General features: G+C 58.3%; 16 protein-coding genes. 4 read left to right on the forward strand and 12 right to left on the reverse strand.

Annotation, left to right across the window (positions count from 1 at the left end):
* Nucleotide 1: 1 nt before the first annotated feature.
* The 7 genes from greA to grpE all read right to left on the reverse strand — a co-directional run bounded on the left by greA (nt 2) and on the right by grpE (nt 10,055).
* Nucleotides 2–478 carry a transcription elongation factor GreA gene (greA, locus tag AC1RJ3_RS26020; protein WP_347928027.1) on the reverse strand — a complete coding sequence of 159 codons (477 nt, stop codon included), beginning with the start codon at nt 476–478 and terminating at the stop codon, nt 2–4.
* Nucleotides 475–3,696: a carbamoyl-phosphate synthase large subunit gene (gene carB, locus AC1RJ3_RS26025; protein WP_054594067.1), complete on the reverse strand. Its 3,222-nt coding sequence runs from the start codon at nt 3,694–3,696 to the stop codon at nt 475–477. The genes greA and carB overlap by 4 nt, the downstream gene beginning before the upstream one ends.
* 139 nt (nt 3,697–3,835) lie before the next feature.
* Nucleotides 3,836–4,972: a glutamine-hydrolyzing carbamoyl-phosphate synthase small subunit gene (carA, locus tag AC1RJ3_RS26030; RefSeq protein WP_493081291.1), complete on the reverse strand. Its 1,137-nt coding sequence runs from the start codon at nt 4,970–4,972 to the stop codon at nt 3,836–3,838.
* Nucleotides 4,973–5,230: 258 nt separating this feature from the next.
* Nucleotides 5,231–6,037, reverse strand: a complete 807-nt coding sequence (gene dapB, locus AC1RJ3_RS26035; protein WP_054594069.1) for a 4-hydroxy-tetrahydrodipicolinate reductase — start codon at nt 6,035–6,037, stop codon at nt 5,231–5,233.
* 10 nt (nt 6,038–6,047) lie between these two features.
* A complete protein-coding gene (dnaJ, locus tag AC1RJ3_RS26040; protein WP_054594070.1) occupies nt 6,048–7,172 on the reverse strand; it encodes a molecular chaperone DnaJ in 1,125 nt (374 codons plus the stop codon).
* Nucleotides 7,173–7,469: 297 nt separating this feature from the next.
* Complete coding sequence (dnaK, locus tag AC1RJ3_RS26045) at nt 7,470–9,386, reverse strand: molecular chaperone DnaK (RefSeq protein ID WP_054594071.1); 1,917 nt, start codon at nt 9,384–9,386, stop codon at nt 7,470–7,472.
* Nucleotides 9,387–9,488: 102 nt separating this feature from the next.
* Nucleotides 9,489–10,055 (reverse strand): nucleotide exchange factor GrpE, encoded by a 567-nt coding sequence (gene grpE / locus AC1RJ3_RS26050; RefSeq protein WP_054594072.1) that lies wholly within the window; start codon nt 10,053–10,055, stop codon nt 9,489–9,491.
* A 248-nt stretch (nt 10,056–10,303) separates the two neighbouring features.
* On the opposite strand from grpE, the gene recN reads away from it, so the two are divergent.
* Nucleotides 10,304–11,977, forward strand: a complete 1,674-nt coding sequence (gene recN / locus AC1RJ3_RS26055; protein ID WP_103318592.1) for a DNA repair protein RecN — start codon at nt 10,304–10,306, stop codon at nt 11,975–11,977.
* Nucleotides 11,978–12,052: 75 nt separating this feature from the next.
* Here recN and fur read toward each other — a convergent pair whose 3' ends face one another.
* Entirely contained in the window at nt 12,053–12,457 is a 405-nt protein-coding gene (fur, locus tag AC1RJ3_RS26060; protein WP_019691775.1) for a ferric iron uptake transcriptional regulator, read from the reverse strand.
* A 97-nt stretch (nt 12,458–12,554) separates the two neighbouring features.
* Here fur and AC1RJ3_RS26065 point away from each other — a divergent pair, with 97 nt between their 5' ends.
* A complete protein-coding gene (locus AC1RJ3_RS26065) occupies nt 12,555–13,082 on the forward strand; it encodes an outer membrane protein assembly factor BamE (RefSeq protein WP_054594074.1) in 528 nt (175 codons plus the stop codon).
* 60 nt (nt 13,083–13,142) lie between these two features.
* On the opposite strand, the gene AC1RJ3_RS26070 is transcribed toward AC1RJ3_RS26065, so the two are convergent.
* Genes AC1RJ3_RS26070 through AC1RJ3_RS26080 form a run of 3 tightly spaced genes read right to left on the reverse strand, consistent with a single transcriptional unit; the run spans nt 13,143 to nt 15,298 of the window.
* Nucleotides 13,143–13,460, reverse strand: a complete 318-nt coding sequence (locus AC1RJ3_RS26070; protein WP_493081296.1) for an RnfH family protein — start codon at nt 13,458–13,460, stop codon at nt 13,143–13,145.
* Nucleotides 13,453–13,887 carry a type II toxin-antitoxin system RatA family toxin gene (locus tag AC1RJ3_RS26075; RefSeq protein WP_054594076.1) on the reverse strand — a complete coding sequence of 145 codons (435 nt, stop codon included), beginning with the start codon at nt 13,885–13,887 and terminating at the stop codon, nt 13,453–13,455. The genes AC1RJ3_RS26070 and AC1RJ3_RS26075 overlap by 8 nt, the downstream gene beginning before the upstream one ends.
* A gap of 7 nt (nt 13,888–13,894) precedes the next feature.
* The gene (locus AC1RJ3_RS26080) at nt 13,895–15,298 is read right to left on the reverse strand and encodes a sodium-dependent transporter (protein ID WP_103318585.1); all 1,404 of its coding nucleotides are present in this window, start codon (nt 15,296–15,298) and stop codon (nt 13,895–13,897) included.
* A 118-nt stretch (nt 15,299–15,416) separates the two neighbouring features.
* Between AC1RJ3_RS26080 and smpB the strand changes: the two genes are divergently transcribed.
* Nucleotides 15,417–15,899 (forward strand): SsrA-binding protein SmpB, encoded by a 483-nt coding sequence (gene smpB / locus AC1RJ3_RS26085; RefSeq protein ID WP_019691770.1) that lies wholly within the window; start codon nt 15,417–15,419, stop codon nt 15,897–15,899.
* 185 nt (nt 15,900–16,084) lie between these two features.
* Here the strand turns inward: smpB and AC1RJ3_RS26090 are convergent, their stop codons facing one another.
* Nucleotides 16,085–16,852 (reverse strand): FCD domain-containing protein, encoded by a 768-nt coding sequence (locus tag AC1RJ3_RS26090; protein ID WP_103318583.1) that lies wholly within the window; start codon nt 16,850–16,852, stop codon nt 16,085–16,087.
* A gap of 261 nt (nt 16,853–17,113) precedes the next feature.
* Between AC1RJ3_RS26090 and AC1RJ3_RS26095 the strand changes: the two genes are divergently transcribed.
* Nucleotides 17,114–18,802: a lactate permease LctP family transporter gene (locus AC1RJ3_RS26095; RefSeq protein WP_493081299.1), complete on the forward strand. Its 1,689-nt coding sequence runs from the start codon at nt 17,114–17,116 to the stop codon at nt 18,800–18,802.
* Nucleotides 18,803–18,804 lie beyond the last annotated feature (2 nt).

Raw genomic sequence — 18,804 nt, forward strand, 5'->3', positions numbered from 1 at the left:
TTCAGATATGGCGGACTTCGACAATCTCGTACTCGATAACGCCGCCAGGCGTTTTGACCGCCACCACATCACCCTCTTCCTTGGCAATCAAGGCGCGAGCAAGTGGCGAACTGACGGAGATCTTGCCGAGTTTGAAGTCAGCCTCATCCTCGCCCACGATGTGGTAAGTGACACTTTCATCCGTTTCGACGTTGGCGATTTCAACGGTGGTACCGAAAATCACTTTGCCGGTGTGAGGAATGCTCGTGACATCGATGATCACCGCATTCTGCATGCGGCCTTCGATATCACGGATCCGCGCTTCGACCATACCCTGCTGCTCGCGAGCAGCGTGGTATTCGGCGTTTTCCTTCAAGTCACCTAACTCGCGAGCTGTACCGATGTCCTGGCTGAGCTTCGGACGGACGACCTTGGTCAGGTGAGCGTGTTCTTCTTCGAGGGCTTTCGCCCCCTTAACGGTCATTGGGTATTTGATCATGCCTTCAATCCTGCGTGTAGATCCTGCAAGCGGCGCACAGTCTTCTCGGGACCGAACTTCAGCGCTTCACAGATAGCTTCGCCAGCAGCAATGGTGGTAGTGCAGTAGATCTTGTGCTGCAAGGCATTACGACGAATGGAGTACGAATCAGCGATCGACTGACGACCTTCGGTGGTGTTGATTATCAACGTGACTTCGTCATTCTTGATCATGTCGACCACGTGCGGACGACCTTCGGTCACCTTGTTCACACGGCGCACTTTCAGGCCTGCAGCTTCGATCAGCTTGGCAGTACCGGCAGTGGCGACCACTTCGAAGCCCAAGTTGATCAGATCACGGGCTACGCCTGCAACCAGTGGCTTATCATCATCACGCACGCTGATGAAGGCAGTACCGCCGGTCGGCAGCACTTCGCTGGCACCCATCTGGGCTTTGGCAAAGGCTTCGCCGAAGGTGTCGCCCACGCCCATCACTTCACCGGTGGACTTCATTTCCGGGCCAAGGATCGGGTCAACGCCAGGGAACTTGGCGAATGGGAACACCGCCTCTTTCACGCTGTAGAAGTTAGGAATGATTTCTTTGGTGAAACCGATTTCCTTCAGGGTTTTACCGGCCATCACGCGAGCCGCGATCATTGCCAGGGAAACACCGATGCACTTGGACACGAAAGGTACGGTACGGGAAGCGCGCGGGTTGACTTCGATGACGTAGATGTCTTCGCCTTGCAGCGCCAACTGAACGTTCATCAGGCCGACCACGCCCAGCTCCAGGGCCATTTTCTTGACCTGCTCACGCATCTCGTCCTGGATATGCAAAGGCAGCGAGTACGGCGGCAGCGAGCACGCGGAGTCACCGGAGTGAACACCTGCCTGTTCGATGTGCTGCATGATCGCGCCGATCACCACGTCGGTGCCGTCGCAAACCGCATCCACGTCCATTTCGATGGCGCAGTTGAGGAAGTGGTCCAGCAGCACAGGGCTGTCGTTGGACACTTGAACCGCTTCACGCAGGTAGCGCTTGAGTTCTTCTTCTTCGTAGACGATTTCCATCGCACGACCGCCCAGTACGTAGGACGGACGCACCACCAGCGGGTAGCCGATCTTCGCGGCAGCACGAATGGCTTCATCTTCGCTGCGCACGGTGGCGTTTGGCGGCTGACGCAGGTTCAGGCGCTGGACCATCTGCTGGAAGCGCTCACGGTCTTCGGCGCGGTCGATTGCGTCAGGGCTGGTGCCGATGATCGGCACGCCAGCAGCTTCCAGGGCACGAGCCAGTTTTAGCGGAGTCTGGCCGCCGTACTGGACGATCACGCCTTTTGGTTTCTCGACGCGGACAATTTCCAGCACGTCTTCCAGGGTCACCGGCTCGAAGTACAGGCGATCGGAGGTGTCGTAGTCGGTGGATACGGTTTCCGGGTTGCAGTTGACCATGATGGTCTCGTACCCGTCATCGCGCAGGGCCAGTGCCGCGTGTACGCAGCAGTAGTCGAACTCGATGCCTTGACCGATACGGTTAGGACCGCCGCCCAGGATCATGATCTTGTCGCGACCCGATGGCGCGGCTTCGCACTCTTCTTCGTACGTCGAGTAGAGGTAAGCGGTGTCGGTGGCGAACTCGGCGGCGCAAGTGTCGACGCGCTTGTAGACCGGGAACACTTCAAGCTTGTGGCGATGGGCACGCAGGCTCTTCTCGGTCACACCCAGCAACTTGGCCAGGCGTTGATCGGAGAAACCCTTGCGCTTGAGGCGGAACATCATGTCGCGGTCGATGCTGGTCAGACCCAGGGTCTTGACCTTCTCTTCGTCCTTGATCAGATCTTCCATCTGCACCAGGAACCAAGGATCGATCATGGTCATGCCGAAGATATCTTCAACGCTCATGCCGGCGCGCATTGCGTCAGCCACGTACCAGATACGCTCGGCGCCCGGCACGGTCAGTTCGCGCTTGAGCACGCTCATGCTTTCCGGATTGCTCAGGTCGAGCTTCTCGTCCAGACCGCACACACCGACTTCCAGACCGCGCAGGGCTTTCTGCAGGGATTCCTGGAAGGTCCGGCCGATAGCCATGACTTCGCCAACCGACTTCATTTGAGTGGTCAGGCGGGCGTCGGCTTTCGGGAACTTCTCGAAAGCGAAGCGTGGCAGCTTGGTCACGACGTAGTCGATGGACGGCTCGAAAGACGCGGGGGTTTTACCGCCAGTGATGTCGTTCGACAGCTCATCCAGGGTGTAACCCACAGCCAGCTTGGCCGCGACCTTGGCAATCGGGAAACCGGTTGCTTTCGAAGCCAGCGCCGAGGAACGGGATACCCGCGGGTTCATCTCGATGACCACCATGCGGCCAGTGTTCGGGCAGATGCCGAACTGGACGTTGGAGCCACCGGTTTCCACGCCGATCTCGCGCAGTACCGCCAGGGAGGCGTTACGCAGGATCTGGTATTCCTTGTCGGTCAGGGTCTGTGCCGGAGCCACAGTGATCGAGTCACCGGTGTGCACGCCCATCGGGTCGAAGTTTTCGATCGAGCAGACGATGATGCAGTTGTCCTTCTTATCGCGGACAACCTCCATTTCGTACTCTTTCCAGCCAATCAGCGATTCGTCGATCAGCAGCTCTTTGGTCGGCGACAAGTCCAGACCGCGGGCGCAGATTTCTTCGAATTCTTCACGGTTGTAAGCGATACCGCCACCGGTACCGCCCATGGTGAAGGACGGGCGGATGATGCACGGGAAGCCGAGCTTCTCGAGGACCGCATTGGCCTCTTCCATGCTGTGGGCGATGCCGGAACGCGGGCAAGCCAGGCCGATGGATTTCATCGCCTTGTCGAAACGCGAACGGTCTTCAGCCTTGTCGATGGTGTCAGCATTGGCGCCGATCATCTCTACGCCGAACTTCTCCAGAATGCCTTCGCGCTCCAGGTCCAGGGCGCAGTTCAGAGCAGTCTGGCCGCCCATGGTCGGCAGCAGCGCGTCCGGACGCTCTTTCTCGATGATCTTGGCAACGGTCTGCCACTTGATCGGTTCGATGTAGGTGGCGTCGGCCATGGCCGGATCGGTCATGATGGTGGCCGGGTTGGAGTTCACCAGGATGACGCGGTAACCCTCTTCGCGCAGGGCTTTGCAAGCCTGGGCGCCGGAGTAGTCGAATTCGCAAGCCTGGCCGATCACGATCGGGCCAGCGCCGAGAATCAGGATGCTTTTAATGTCTGTACGTTTTGGCATGGGTAGTCACTCAAATCCGCAGGTCCGACGGCAATCCCCTAGGAGAAGCCGTCTTGATCAATCTCTGAAGCCCTTCAGGGACCGCCGGGTTACCGGGGCCACCCTCAGGGACTTCTCGCTACATGCTCAAGCCCGGCGATTAACGTCGCTTGGCCATCTCGTTGATGAAGCGATCGAACAGCGGCGCCACATCGTTCGGACCAGGACTGGCTTCAGGGTGACCCTGGAAGCTGAACGCGCTCTTGTCGGTACGCTCGATGCCTTGCAGGGTGCCGTCGAACAGCGATTTGTGGATCGCCCGAACGTTGCCTGGCAGAGTCGCTTCGTCTACCGCAAAACCGTGGTTCTGGCTGGTGATCATGACGACACCGGAATCCAGATCCTGAACCGGATGGTTGGCACCGTGGTGACCGTGGCCCATTTTCAGGGTCTTGGCGCCAGAGGCCAGGGCCAACAGTTGGTGGCCGAGGCAGATGCCGAACACCGGGATCTCGGTTTCAAGGATGTCCTTGATCGCCTGGATGGCGTAGTCGCAAGGCTCAGGGTCACCCGGGCCGTTGGACAGGAACACACCGTCCGGCTTCAGAGCCAGAACGTCAGCAGCCGGCGTTTGAGCTGGCACCACGGTCACGCGGCAACCGCGCTCGACCAGCATGCGCAGGATGTTGACCTTGACGCCGTAGTCGTAGGCAACCACGTGGTACGGCAGATCGGCAGCGTCGAGGGTCGCGTGGCTGTCGGTTTTCAGATCCCAGACAGTCGAGCGCCATTCGTACTGCTTCTTGGTGCTGACGACTTTCGCCAGATCCATGCCCTTCAGGCCCGGGAAGCCGCGCGCTGCTGCAATCGCAGCTTCGTCGGAGATGTTGTCGCCAGCCATGATGCAGCCGTTCTGCGCGCCTTTTTCACGCAGGATGCGTGTCAGGCGGCGGGTGTCGATACCGGCGATTGCCACAACGTTGTTGGCTTTCAGGTAGTCGGACAGGGACATCGTGTTACGCCAGTTGCTCGCAACCAGTGGCAGGTCACGAATAACCAGACCTGCAGACCAGACGCGGTCGGACTCGGCGTCTTCCGGCGTGGTGCCGGTGTTGCCGATGTGCGGGTAAGTCAGGGTAACGATCTGTTGGGCGTAGGAAGGATCGGTAAGGATTTCCTGATAGCCGGTCATGGCAGTGTTAAACACCACCTCACCAACGGTTTGACCGTCGGCTCCAATGGCTTCGCCGCGAAAAATGCTGCCATCAGCAAGGGCGAGTATGGCTGGCTTAGTCAAGAAGACCTCCCGTAAATAAAGCCTGAAAGGGCGATCGCAGGTTGCAAAAAAGCGGAGTGACGTATGGACACGTCACCCCGCTTCTTCACTGAATTATTCTGCGCGCTTTTAGTGGACACACTAAAGCTGTAGCTTACAGAAAAAGGCTTTTTTGGTCTACCGCCAATGAGCCTAAAAGGCCGGGGAATGCGACAGGACGTCGCTTGGCGGGATAAATCGGGCTCAAACGCTGTGTTTGAACCCGATTCCGGCTGCATCTTAACGCAGGTCGAGCACGTCTTGCATGTCGTAAAGACCCGGCTCACGACCATCCAGCCACAACGCGGCACGCACCGCGCCCTTGGCGAAGGTCATGCGACTGGACGCTTTATGGGTGATTTCCAGGCGCTCGCCCTCGCAGGCGAACAGCACCGTATGATCGCCGACCACATCACCGCCGCGAACCGTGGCGAAACCGATGGTTTCGCGCTCGCGCACACCGGTGTGGCCTTCGCGCCCATAGACCGCAACCTTCTGCAGATCACGATCCAGTGCGCTGGCGATCACCTCGCCCATGCGCAAAGCCGTACCTGAAGGCGCATCGATCTTGTTTCGATGATGGGCTTCGATGATTTCGATATCAGCATCATCACCCAACACACGAGCCGCCATATCGAGCAGCTTCAGCGACAGGTTCACGCCAACACTGAAATTGGCGGCAAAGACAATTGGAATGTCCTTGCCTGCCTCGGCCAGCAACTGCTTTTGCGCAGCATCCAGCCCCGTAGTGCCGATGACCATGGCCTTGCCCACCTTGCGGCAGAACGCCAGGTTTTTCAGCATGACCTCCGGGAGCGTGAAGTCGATCAACACATCGAACTCAGCCGCCACCATTTCCAGGTTACCGGACAGCGGCACACCAATCCGCCCCAGCGCGGCCAGCTCACCAGCATCCACGCCGATCAGCGTGCTGCCAGGGCGCACGATTGCCGCCGTCAGACCAGTGAGTGGTGCGCGTTGCTGCACCGCTTCGATCAGGATCTTGCCCATGCGCCCGGCAGCGCCCATCACAGCTATACGTCGCATGCCCGACTCCTTACAGATCGCCGAAGAAGCGCTTCACGCCTTCGAACCAACCGGTGGTTTTCGGCGAATGGCTGTTGTCGTCCGCCAGGGAACTGCGGAACTCTTCCAGCAGTTCGCGCTGACGACGCCCCAGATTGACTGGAGTCTCGACCACCACACTGCACATCAGGTCGCCCGCGCCACCGCCACGAACCGGTGCCACGCCCTTGCCACGCACCCGGAACTGCTTGCCGGTCTGCGTGCCTTCAGGAATCTTCAGCCTGACCCGACCATCAAGAGTCGGAATCTCCAGCTCGCCGCCCAGCGCTGCATCGACGAAGCTGATCGGCACTTCGCAAAACAGATGCTTGCCGTCACGCTGGAAGATCGCGTGCTCGCGCACGTTGATCACCACGTACAGGTCGCCAGTCGGCCCACCTTGAGTCCCCGCCTCGCCTTCGCCAGACAGACGAATACGGTCGCCGGTATCAACGCCAGCCGGCACTTTCACCGACAGGGTCTTGTACTCTTCGACACGACCTTCGCCATTGCAGGAGTTGCATGGATCGGAAATGATCTTGCCCTGGCCATGGCAACGCGGGCAGGTTTGCTGCACCGAGAAGAAGCCTTGCTGCATGCGCACCTGACCGATACCGCCGCAGGTTGGGCACGTGACCGGCGCAGAACCTTTCTTAGCACCCGACCCGTCGCACGGCTTGCAGTTGACCAGTGTTGGAACACGGATATTCACGGTTGTGCCGCGCACCGCTTCTTCCAGGTTCAGCTCCAGGGTGTAGCGCAGATCGCTACCGCGCTGAGCACCGCCACGGGAACCGCCGCGACCACCACCGAAGAAGTCACTGAACACATCACCGAAGATATCGGAGAAGTTCTGACCACCAAAACCAGCACCGCCGCCACCCATGCTTGGGTCGACACCGGCATGACCGTACTGGTCGTACGCCGCGCGCTTGCTGGAATCGGACAGTACTTCGTAGGCCTCGTTGGCCTCCTTGAATTTTTCTTCCGACGCTTTGTCGTCAGGATTACGGTCCGGGTGGTGCTTCATTGCCAAGCGACGGTAGGCCTTTTTCAGGTCCGTTTCGCTCGTGCCACGCTCAACACCCAACACTTCGTAATAGTCACGCTTTGCCATAAGTCTTTGCACTCTTAAGGACGTTCGGCAAACCCCTCCTGAGCTTCGCCAAACTCGTTGAGCCCCAATACAGGCCCGGACCCAACTCACGTCAATTCAACGATCCTGGTCTTTGATTCGATGCGATACCTGTGGATCGGAAAGCAGGAGCATCCCCGTCCGCACCGCCAGCATCCGAACGCTGTCGCATGCTGTAAAAATTCGTCTACTCCAGACACGCCAACGCGGGAGCAAGCTCCCGCGCGGCGACATCCTACCAGTCACCGCACAAAGGCAGTCAACCGGCCGACCAACAACTTACTTGTGTTCTTTGACTTCTTCGAACTCAGCGTCGACAACGTCGTCAGCCTTCTCAGCTTTTTCAGCGTGCGGTGCCGCACCGTCAGCTGGCTGAGCCTGTTCTGCGTACATCTTCTGCGCCACTGGAGCGGAGACTTTCGACAGCTCTTCAACCTTGGCTTCGATAGCCGCCTTGTCGTCGCCTTTAACAGCGGCTTCCAGGGCAACCACGGCAGCTTCGATTGCGGTCTTCTCTTCAGCAGTCACTTTGTCGCCAGCGTCAGCGACCATTTTGCGCGTCGAGTGAACCAACGCGTCGCCCTGGTTACGGGCAGTGGCCAGCTCTTCGAACTTACGGTCTTCGTCAGCGTTGGTTTCAGCATCGCGAATCATCTGCTGAATTTCTTCCTCGGACAGACCGGAGTTGGCCTTGATCACGATCGACTGAGTCTTGCCGGTGGCCTTGTCTTTGGCGCCTACGTGCAGGATGCCGTTGGCGTCGATGTCGAAGGTCACTTCAATTTGTGGCACGCCACGTGGTGCTGGTGGAATCTCGGCCAGGTCGAACTTGCCCAGGGACTTGTTCTGCGCAGCTTGCTTGCGCTCACCTTGCAGCACGTGAATGGTCACTGCGCCCTGGTTGTCATCGGCAGTCGAGAACACTTGCGATTTCTTGGTAGGAATCGTGGTGTTTTTCTCGATCAGCGCAGTCATCACGCCACCCATGGTTTCGATACCCAGAGTCAGCGGGCTGACGTCGAGCAGCAGGACGTCTTTCACGTCACCGGCCAATACTGCACCCTGGATAGCAGCACCCATGGCAACGGCTTCGTCCGGGTTAACGTCTTTACGGGCTTCTTTACCGAAGAACTCGGTCACCAGTTTCTGAACCAGTGGCATACGGGTCTGACCGCCGACCAGGATCACGTCGTTGATCGCGCCAACGTCGATACCCGAGTCTTTCAGGGCAATGCGGCAAGGCTCAATGGTGCGTTGAACCAGGTCTTCAACCAGCGCTTCCAGCTTGGCGCGGGAGATTTTCACGTTCAAGTGCTTAGGACCGGTCGCATCTGCAGTGATGTACGGCAGGTTAACGTCGGTCTGCAGGCTCGAAGACAGCTCGATCTTGGCTTTCTCAGCGGCTTCTTTCAGGCGCTGCATGGCCAGCGGGTCACCTTTGAGGTTCATGCCGCTTTCTTTCTTGAATTCGTCAACGAGGTAGTCGATCAGACGAATGTCGAAGTCTTCACCGCCCAGGAAGGTGTCACCGTTGGTGGCCAACACTTCGAACTGGTGCTCGCCATCAACTTCGGCGATCTCGATTACGGAGACGTCGAAAGTACCGCCACCCAGGTCATAAACGATCACGGTGTGATCGCCCTTGGCCTTGTCCATACCGTAGGCCAGAGCGGCTGCGGTTGGTTCGTTGATGATGCGTTTTACGTCCAGGCCAGCAATACGGCCGGCGTCTTTGGTCGCCTGACGCTGACTGTCGTTGAAGTAGGCCGGAACGGTGATGACCGCTTCAGTCACAGTCTCGCCGAGGTAGTCTTCGGCGGTCTTCTTCATTTTTTTCAGGATTTCAGCCGAGATCTGTGGCGGCGACATTTTCTGGCCGTTCACTTCAACCCAAGCGTCGCCATTGTCAGCCTTGGCGATTTTGTAAGGGACCATCTTGATGTCTTTCTGTACGACTTCTTCGTCGAACTTACGACCGATCAGACGCTTCACCGCATACAGGGTGTTGTGCGGATTGGTCACAGCCTGACGCTTGGCCGACTGACCCACCAGGATCTCGCCATCGTTGGCATAAGCGATGATCGACGGCGTAGTACGCGCGCCTTCAGCGTTTTCGATAACTTTGGCTACGCCGTTTTCCAGCACGGAGACGCAGGAGTTGGTAGTCCCCAGGTCGATACCGATAATTTTGCCCATGTTCACTCTCCCGAAACTTTGGATTTGGTTGCCGCAGCGGTGGTGGCTAACTGCGGTAGCACTTAAACGCTTGACATCTAAATGGGGGCCTTACGGCGAATTTCAAGCCTGCTCGTCAATCGAAGGCGAAACCGGCGCCGGAGCCTTGCTGACCACGACCATGGCCGGGCGCAGCAGGCGACCGTTGAGCATGTAACCCTTCTGGAACACCTTGAGCACGCTGTTGGGCTCGACGTCTGCACTTTCCTGCATGGCCATCGCCTGATGATGTGCAGCGTTGAACGGCTCACCTTCAGGATCGATCGCTTCCAGCTGATAACGCTTCAGGGTGTCCTGGAACATTTTCAGGGTCAGCTGGATGCCTTCACGCATAGGGCGGATGCTTTCGTCGTCCGGGTTGGACAGCTCAAGACCACGCTCCAGGCTGTCGACTATCGGCAGCAAGTCGTTGGCGAACTTCTCTAACGCGAATTTGTGAGCTTTTTCTACATCCTGCTCAGCGCGACGGCGGACGTTCTGCAGATCGGCAGCAACACGCAAAGACTGATCCTGCGCGCCAGCCAGTTGCTCTTCGAGCACTTGTACACGAGCCGCCAGGTCTTCACCCGATGCTTCGGGAGCCTGATTGGCGTCTGGATTTTGCGTATCCAGCGTCTGTTCGTCAGCCATAGATTTCTCCTTTCAAAATCGTGCGCGAACTCGACTCGCGCTTCTGCCCCGGTATATGGGGTCGCAAATTCCAGGTTCAAGGGCTGCCGGAACTCTGAACGCTATTACCCTTACAAAACGACTGATTTAATATCCCGGGGGTTTTAAAAAAATCCATTTTCCAAGCAAATCGAGCTAAACACGGGCATTGTCAGCCAGAAACAAAACACTGTATAAATAACCAGACCTAAAGCCTGGGAGCGGCCTCTATGCTGGTGCACCTGTCCGTACATAACTACGCAATCGTTGAACATCTCGATCTGGAACTTGATCGCGGGATGAGCGTGATCACAGGGGAAACCGGTGCAGGCAAGTCGATCATGCTCGACGCCCTGGGCCTGACCCTGGGCGATCGCGCCGACAGCGGCGTGGTTCGCCCAGGCGCCGAGAAGGCCGACATCCTGGCCACATTCGACCTGGCCGATATTCCGGAAGCCAGTACCTGGCTGGCCGAGCGCGACCTCGATACCGACGGCCCATGCATCCTGCGCAGGGTGATTACCGCCGAGGGTCGCTCGCGTGGCTACATCAATGGCAGCCCCTGCCCGCTGGGCGACCTTAAAGCCCTTGGCGAACTGCTGATCGATATCCACAGCCAGCATGAACACCAATCGCTGCTGAAAACCGACACGCACCGTCGGCTGCTCGACGAATATGCCGGCGCCACGGACCTCGCCCGCCAGGTGCAACTGGCCGCCCAGCGCTGGCGCCAGACCCGCCAGGAGCTGGAGCGCCTCTCCAACTCCGGCGACGAGCAGCGCGCTCGCCACCAATTGCTCAGCTACCAACTCGAAGAGCTGGAAAACCTCGGCCTCGGCGAGAGCGAGCTGGAGCAACTGGAGCAGGAACACAAAAACCTGACCAACGCCGAAACCTTGCTGGGGATTTGCCGACAAGTGGTCGAGCAGTGCAGCGAAAGCGATTCCGGCAATGTACTGAATGCCCTGACGGCCAGCCTCAATCGCCTGTCGAGCGTGAACAATTCGGTCGGCGCCCTCGGCGAAGCAACCAACCTGCTGACCAGCGCGCAGATTCAGGTGGAAGAAGCTGTCGGCGAACTGAACCGTTTTCTCGACCATTTCGATGCCGATCCGGCACGCCTCCAGCAACTCGAAGAACGCCTGGATTCGATCTACACCCTGGCGCGCAAACACCGGATTCAGCCCACCGAAGTCGCAGAACTTCAGCAAAGGCTGCTGGACGAAATCGAGACACTGAATGCCAACGACGAGTCCATCGAACGACTGAGCGAAGAGCTGGGTGCATTCGCCCGGCATTACCAGGAAAAAGCCCGGGAGCTGAGCGATCTGCGTCATCAGGCTTCGACCAGCCTGGCCAATGCCGTCGAACAGGAAATTCAACGCCTGGGCATGCCCGGCGGCCGCTTCACCATTGAGCTACGCCCCAACACCAGCACTGAACTGCTGCCCAACGGCCTCGAGCAGGTGGAACTGCTGGTCAGCGCCAACCCAGGGCAACCGCTCAAGGCACTGGCCAAAGTCGCATCGGGGGGTGAGTTGTCACGAATCAGCCTGGCCATCCAGGTGATCACCGCACAAACCTCGCGAGTGCCAACACTGGTGTTCGACGAAGTGGACGTCGGGATTGGCGGCCCGACAGCGGAAATTGTCGGCCAGCTCTTGCGCCGCCTCGGAGAGCGCGGACAGGTGCTGACCGTCACTCACTTGCCCCAAGTAGCCTCCCAGGGCCATCAGCATCTATTTGTCCACAAGGTGCGCGGTGACGATGCCACGCACACCGCGGTGTCCAAGCTGAGTAAAAACGAGCGTATTGAAGAAGTGGCGCGAATGCTGGGAGGAATCGACCTGACCAAGGAGTCCCTGGCCCACGCAAAGAAAATGGTCGTGACGGCAAAAATCTGAAGTCACCAGACAGCACGAAGGCGACCCTTGGGTCGCCTTCGTTCGTATCGCGGACCAGAAATCCGCGCGACATGCTTACTTTTTCTTACGTACGTACAGCACCAGGTTGTGATCCACCAACTCGAAGCCGTGCTTCTCGACGATTGCCTTCTGAAGCTTTTCGATTTCTTCCTCGAAGAACTCGATCACTTCACCGTTCTCCACGTTAACCATATGGTCGTGGTGACCGCCGTCCGCCAGTTCGAAGACCGCGTGACCGCCGTCGAAATTGTGACGGACCACCAGACCAGCCGCTTCGAATTGGGTCAGTACACGGTAAACCGTGGCCAGACCGACATCCTCGCCAGCTTCCATCAGCGCCTTGTAAACATCTTCAGCACTCATGTGACGTTGCTCGGCGGAATCGAGCATTTGCAGAATTTTGACCCGTGGCAGGGTCACTTTAAGGCCGGCTTTGCGTAGTTCGCTATTTTCAACCATGGTCAGCTTTCTCGCGATGCTGCTTCGCAGCTACTCTTAATGCGGGTATGATCGGCGTTTACGTTGTCCCAGCCAAGATAGTGGAAGTCGCCCACCGATGCAAAACACCAAGCTCTTGCTAACCAGTTTCACCTTTGTGGGACTGCTCGCACTCGCCGGTTGTTCATTCCCCGGGGTTTACAAAATCGACATCCAGCAGGGCAATGTCGTCACGCAGGACATGATAGACCAGTTACGCCCGGGAATGACCCGTCGGCAAGTACGGTTTATCATGGGCAACCCTCTGCTGACCGACACGTTCCATGCCGATCGCTGGGATTACTTGTATAGCCTGCAGCCAGGCGGCGGTGAACGCCAACAGGAACGCATCAGCGTTATCTTCAACCCTAACGACCAGCTTGTCAGCCTGTCGGGTGATTTCATGCCTGGCGTGAGCCGTGACGAAGCGATTCTCGGCAAGAACAGCGGCACCACCGTAACCGCCCCTGCTGAAAACGCCGAGAAGCCAAAGCCAGAGAAACCGGTAAAACCAGGTTCGCTGCTGGACCAGATCCAGAAGGACGTCGACAAGGTCGAAACCGTTCCGGTCCCGACGCCAACACCGTTGGACACATCGCCGCAATAAATTGCGACACAACAAAAAGCCCGGCATGCCGGGCTTTTTGTTACCTGTCATTTGGGAAATCTACTGATCCCGGGCCTTGGCCTGCGCCGCAGCCTTGGCCGCACGTAACCGACGAACCTCTTTTGGATCCGCCAGCAACGCTCGATAAATCTCGATGCGGTCACCCGGACGGACCTGATGATGCTCGGGATCGGCAATCACCTTGCCGAAAATCCCTACCGGACACGTAGCCAGATCCAACTCGGGGAATTGCTCGACGATGCCTGATTCAGCCAATGCAGCTCGCAGAGTAGTGCCCACAGGCACCGCCACCTTGAGCAACATCTGGCGATCGACGGCGGCATACACCACTTCGACGTCAATCACCGGCTTAACCATGCAACTGCTTGGCGCGCTGACAGAACGCGTCCACCAACGTGTTAGCCGCCTGATTGAACAACGGTCCCAGGGTCGCCCGAACAATCGGCCCGGCATAATCGAACGACAGGTCCAGGCTGATCTTGCAGGCTTTCTCGCCCAATGCCTTGAACACCCAAACACCATGCAACTGATTGAACGGCCCCTCTTCGAGATGCATCTCGATCGAAGACCCGGCCACCAGCGTATTGCGCGTCACAAAGTGCTGGCTTAACCCACCCTTGGCCACGCCTACGCTTGCACGCATGTGCACGGCAGAGCTTTCCAGCACTTCAGCCTCGGAACACCAAGGCAAAAATTCCGGATAGCGCGCCACGTCATTGACCAGGTCATACAGCGCTTGTGCCGGATACGGCAACAGGGCCGAACGTTGAATATGTGTCGTCATGTCAGCGTCACTTCCACAGCTGGGCGGCAAACACTACAAGAATGCCGATTGGCGCCACATAGCGCATCAAGAACAATGTCAGAGCAAACAATGCCGGGCTGCGCATCGACAGTTCGTCGCGCACCGCTTCACGGCCCATCACCCAACCTGCAAACACCACAAAGCACAAACCACCGAGCGGCAACATGATCCGCGAGGTGAAGAAATCGATCACACCAAAGAAATCCAGACCATTTTGCGCCCCCCACTGGTAGAGGTGAAACGCACCGCCATCATTCACGAAAAACTTGGCCTGCTTCCAGATATTGAAGGAAAACACCGTTCCCAAGCCAACAAACCAGCAACTGAATGCCAGCCAGAACGTCACCCAGCCACGACGGATGTTGGTCCGCTCAACCAGGTAGGCCACCATCGGCTCCAGCAAGGAAATCGCCGAACTCCAGGCCGCAATCGCCACCAGCACGAAAAACACCACCCCCATCAACTGGCCGAATGCGACGTTACCAAAGGCAAACGGCAGGCTGACAAACATCAATCCTGGCCCTTCGCTTGGGTTCAGACCGGCAGCAAACACAATCGGAAACAACGCCAGGCCGGCCAGCAACGAAACAAAGGTATCCAGTAACGCAACGCCGACGATGGTCCCGGAAATCGACGAATGCTTAGGCATATAAGCACCGTAGATCATGATCGAGCCCACACCGACGCTCAGGGAAAAAAACGCATGCCCCATGGCCGGCAGCAAGCCGTCCAGCAACTTGTCCGGGTTGAAGTCGAACATGAAATGCACGCCTTCCATGAAGTGCCCGGTGGTCAGGCTGTAGCCCAACAGAATCACCAGCATCACGAACAGCAACGGCATCATGATCCGCAGGCTGCGCTCAAGCCCCGCGACGACGCCTTTGGCGATAACGAATGCCGACAGCAACATGAAGAGGGTATGCCACAGCGTCAGACGCCAAGGGTCGGCGATCACCCCGCCAAAATAGGCGCCGACCTGATCGGCCGTCACGCCCTGGAAATCACCGCGCCCCATATCAATGATGTAATCCAGCGACCAGCCGCCCACCACACTATAGAAAGACAGGATCAGCAGCGCCGTAATCATCCCGGCAAACGCGCCCCAGGACCATTTCGCCGAATGCCCGGCTTCAAGCGCCAGAACCTTCAAGGCATTTGCCGGACTTTGCCGGGCACGACGACCGATCAGGGTTTCGGCCAGCATCACCGGCACGCCGATCAGCGCAATACACGCCAGAAACACCAACACAAACGCGCCGCCGCCATAGACGCCGACCATGTAGGGAAACTTCCAGATACTACCCAGCCCCACGGCTGAACCGGTCGCAGCGAGTATGAAAACCCAACGGCTAGCCCAACTACCGTGGACTGAAACCTTGTCTGACGACATCCTGAACACGCCCAACCGATCAAAAAAGAGGGCGCATTGTCCGGGATTCACTCAATGCGCTCAAGCACGCAGGTTCACCGTAGCCGACTCGCGCGCAACTCCCTATAATGCCGCCCCTATGGCTAAACAGAAGAAACACCCCGAAGGGACCATCGCGCAGAATAAAAAGGCGCGACACGATTACTTCATCGAACATCGATTCGAGGCTGGCATGGTCCTGGCCGGCTGGGAAGTAAAGAGTCTGCGTGCAGGCAAGGCACAACTGGTCGACAGTTATGTGCTACTCAAGGATGGCGAGGCGTGGCTGCTCGGCAGTCACATCACTCCGCTGACCACCGCCAGCACCCACGTCATCGCCGACCCGACGCGCACGCGCAAACTGCTGCTCAACCAGCGCGAGCTGGAGAAGCTGTTTGCCGCCGTGCAACAGAAGGGTTACGCCTGCGTCTGCCTGTCGTTGTACTGGAGTAAGCACTTGATCAAGTGCGAGATCGCTCTGGGCAAGGGCAAGAAGGAATACGACAAGCGTGATACCGAGCGCGAACGCGATGCCGGTCGCGAGTTGCAGCGCGCGGTGCGGAACAAGGGCAAGGAAGATTAATCTTCCAGCCTGAACGCGACCACTGTGGCGAGGGAGCTTGCTCCCGCAGGCCGGCCCGCGCTCGGGCGAAGCAGTCGTAAACCGGTAAACATATTCCGTCTGCGCGATTGTAATGACTGGCTTGAGGGCCGCTTCGCATCCCAGCGGGAGCAAGCTCCCTCGCCACACAAAATCCACTCACACAGCTACATCCCCTTGCGCCGCTCCGCCCGAGCCATGCGCTGCATTTCCTGACGCACTTCTTCGAGCACTTCCTGCACATACAAAATGTGTCGACTGGAAATTTCTCGCGCCTGCTCTGCACGCCCTTCGATAATCGCCTGATACAACTCCCGGTGCTGACTGATCAGCATGTCGCGGGTTTCGACGCGCTGCTTGTACATGCCACCGATGTTGGTCACCACGTTGCGCTTGAGCAGATCGAACAGCCCGCGAATAGTGTGCAACAGCACCGCGTTGTGACTGGCTTCGGCAATGGCCAGGTGAAAGTTCGCATCCGCCGCCCCCTCTTCCGCACGACTCACCTGATCATGCCGCGAGTAGCAATCCTGCAACTCTTCGAATGCCGCAGTCAGTCGCTCACGATCAACATCCGTCGCGCGCAATGCAGCGTAATAAGCGCATGAAGCTTCCAGCGTATGGCGAAACTCCAGCAGATCACGCTGGGCTTCGGGGTTGCTTTCCAGCAGATGCAGCAGCGGATCACTGAAGGTTGAACCGAGTGATTCAACCACATAGTTGCCGCCGCCCTGGCGACTGACCAGCAGCCCCTTGGCCGCCAGTTTCTGGATCGCCTCACGCAATGAAGGGCGCGATACACCGAACTGCTCAGCCAGAGCGCGCTCCGCCGGCAATCGCTCACCGGACTTCAGCGTGCCCTCCAGGATCATCCCTTCGAGCCGCTCGACAATATCGTCAGACAAACGGCGCTGACGAATCTGATCAAACCCCATAACTCATTCTCCACGATCCCGACGGCTCGCCGGGCTCTCTATTCTGGCCTATTGGCGTCGTGCCAGCACCTACCAGACGGCGTTTGATCGAACAGATCAGATGACCTCTGCACCGCTCATTCGACAAAAGTTTCAGGGCGGCAAATTGACACACCACACCCAAGGCTTTTACCCTAGCCAACAGCGATTGTAAATTGGTATTACCAATTAACCAAGAACGCTGACCAGTGCCTGACCAACAACAATTAGGGGCCACCCCATATGCAAACCTGGCAACAGCTCTACAGCCCGCTCGGCAGCCTCGGCTTGTCCGCACTCGCGGCCGTTATCCCCATCGTATTTTTCTTCCTCGCTATGGCCGTGTTTCGCCTCAAAGGACACGTCGCCGGGAGCATCACCCTGGCGCTGTCGATTCTGGTGGCGATCTTTGCCTTCAAGATGCCCGTCGACATGGCCTTCGCTGCTGCCGGCTATGGATTTGCCTACGGACTGTGGCCGATTGCCTGGATCATCGTGGCCGCGGTGTTCCTCTATAAACTGACGGTCAAGAGCGGACAGTTCGAAGTGATCCGCAGCTCAGTGCTGTCGATTACCGACGACCAACGCCTGCAAGTGCTGCTGATCGGCTTTTGCTTCGGCGCGTTCCTGGAAGGTGCCGCCGGATTCGGCGCGCCGGTAGCGATTACCGCCGCGCTGCTGGTAGGACTGGGCTTCAACCCGTTGTACGCCGCCGGCCTGTGCCTGATTGCCAACACTGCGCCGGTAGCCTTCGGCGCACTGGGGATTCCGATCATCGTGGCCGGGCAAGTAACCGGTATCGACGCGTTCAAGATCGGCGCCATGGCGGGTCGCCAACTGCCACTGCTGTCAGTGTTCGTGCCATTCTGGCTGGTGTTCATGATGGACGGGCTGCGCGGCGTCAAAGAGACCTGGCCGGCAGCGTTGGTGGCGGGCTTGAGCTTTGCCGTGACCCAGTTCTTCACCTCGAACTTCATTGGCCCGGAGCTGCCCGACATCACCTCGGCACTGGTCAGCCTGGTTTCCCTGACCCTGTTCCTCAAGGTCTGGCAGCCCAAGCGCTCGTTCGCCGAAGCGACCGCCAGCGTCGGTGCCGCAACCGTGAGAAGCGCCGGCGGCTTCGGTCAACCGCGTACGACCCAGCCTTCGCCGTACAGCTTCGGCGAGATCTTCAAGGCCTGGTCGCCGTTCCTGATCCTCACCGCGTTGGTGACCATTTGGACCCTCAAGCCCTTCAAGGCAATGTTCGCCGCCGGCGGTTCGATGTACAGCTGGGTGTTCAACTTCGCCATCCCGCACCTGGACCAACTGGTGATCAAGACGGCCCCGATCGTAGCCGCCCCGACTGCGATTCCTGCAGTGTTCAAACTTGATCCGATTTCGGCGACCGGCACGGCGATTTTCTTCTCCGCACTGATCTCGATGCTGATCCTGAAGATCAACTTCAAAATTGGTCTTACCACTTTGAAAGAAACCTTCTTTGAACTGCGCTGGCCTATTTTGTCGATCGGCATGGTGCTGGCCTTCGCCTTCGTCACCAACTATTCGGGCATGTCATCGACCATGGCGCTGGTACTGGCAGCCACCGGCGCGGCCTTCCCGTTCTTCTCGCCATTCCTTGGCTGGCTGGGCGTGTTCCTGACCGGTTCGGACACCTCGTCCAACGCGCTGTTCAGCTCGTTGCAAGCGACCACCGCACACCAGATCGGCGTCAACGACGTGCTGTTGGTGGCAGCGAACACCAGTGGTGGCGTGACCGGCAAGATGATCTCGCCACAATCGATCGCCGTGGCCTGCGCCGCGACTGGCCTGGTGGGCAAGGAATCCGACCTGTTCCGCTTCACCCTCAAGCACAGCCTATTCTTTGCCACTATCGTCGGCCTGATCACACTGGCCCAAGCCTACTGGTTTACCGGCATGCTGGTGCACTAAGA

It is taken from the genome of Pseudomonas sp. GW822-FHT04C11 (genome assembly GCF_058800905.1).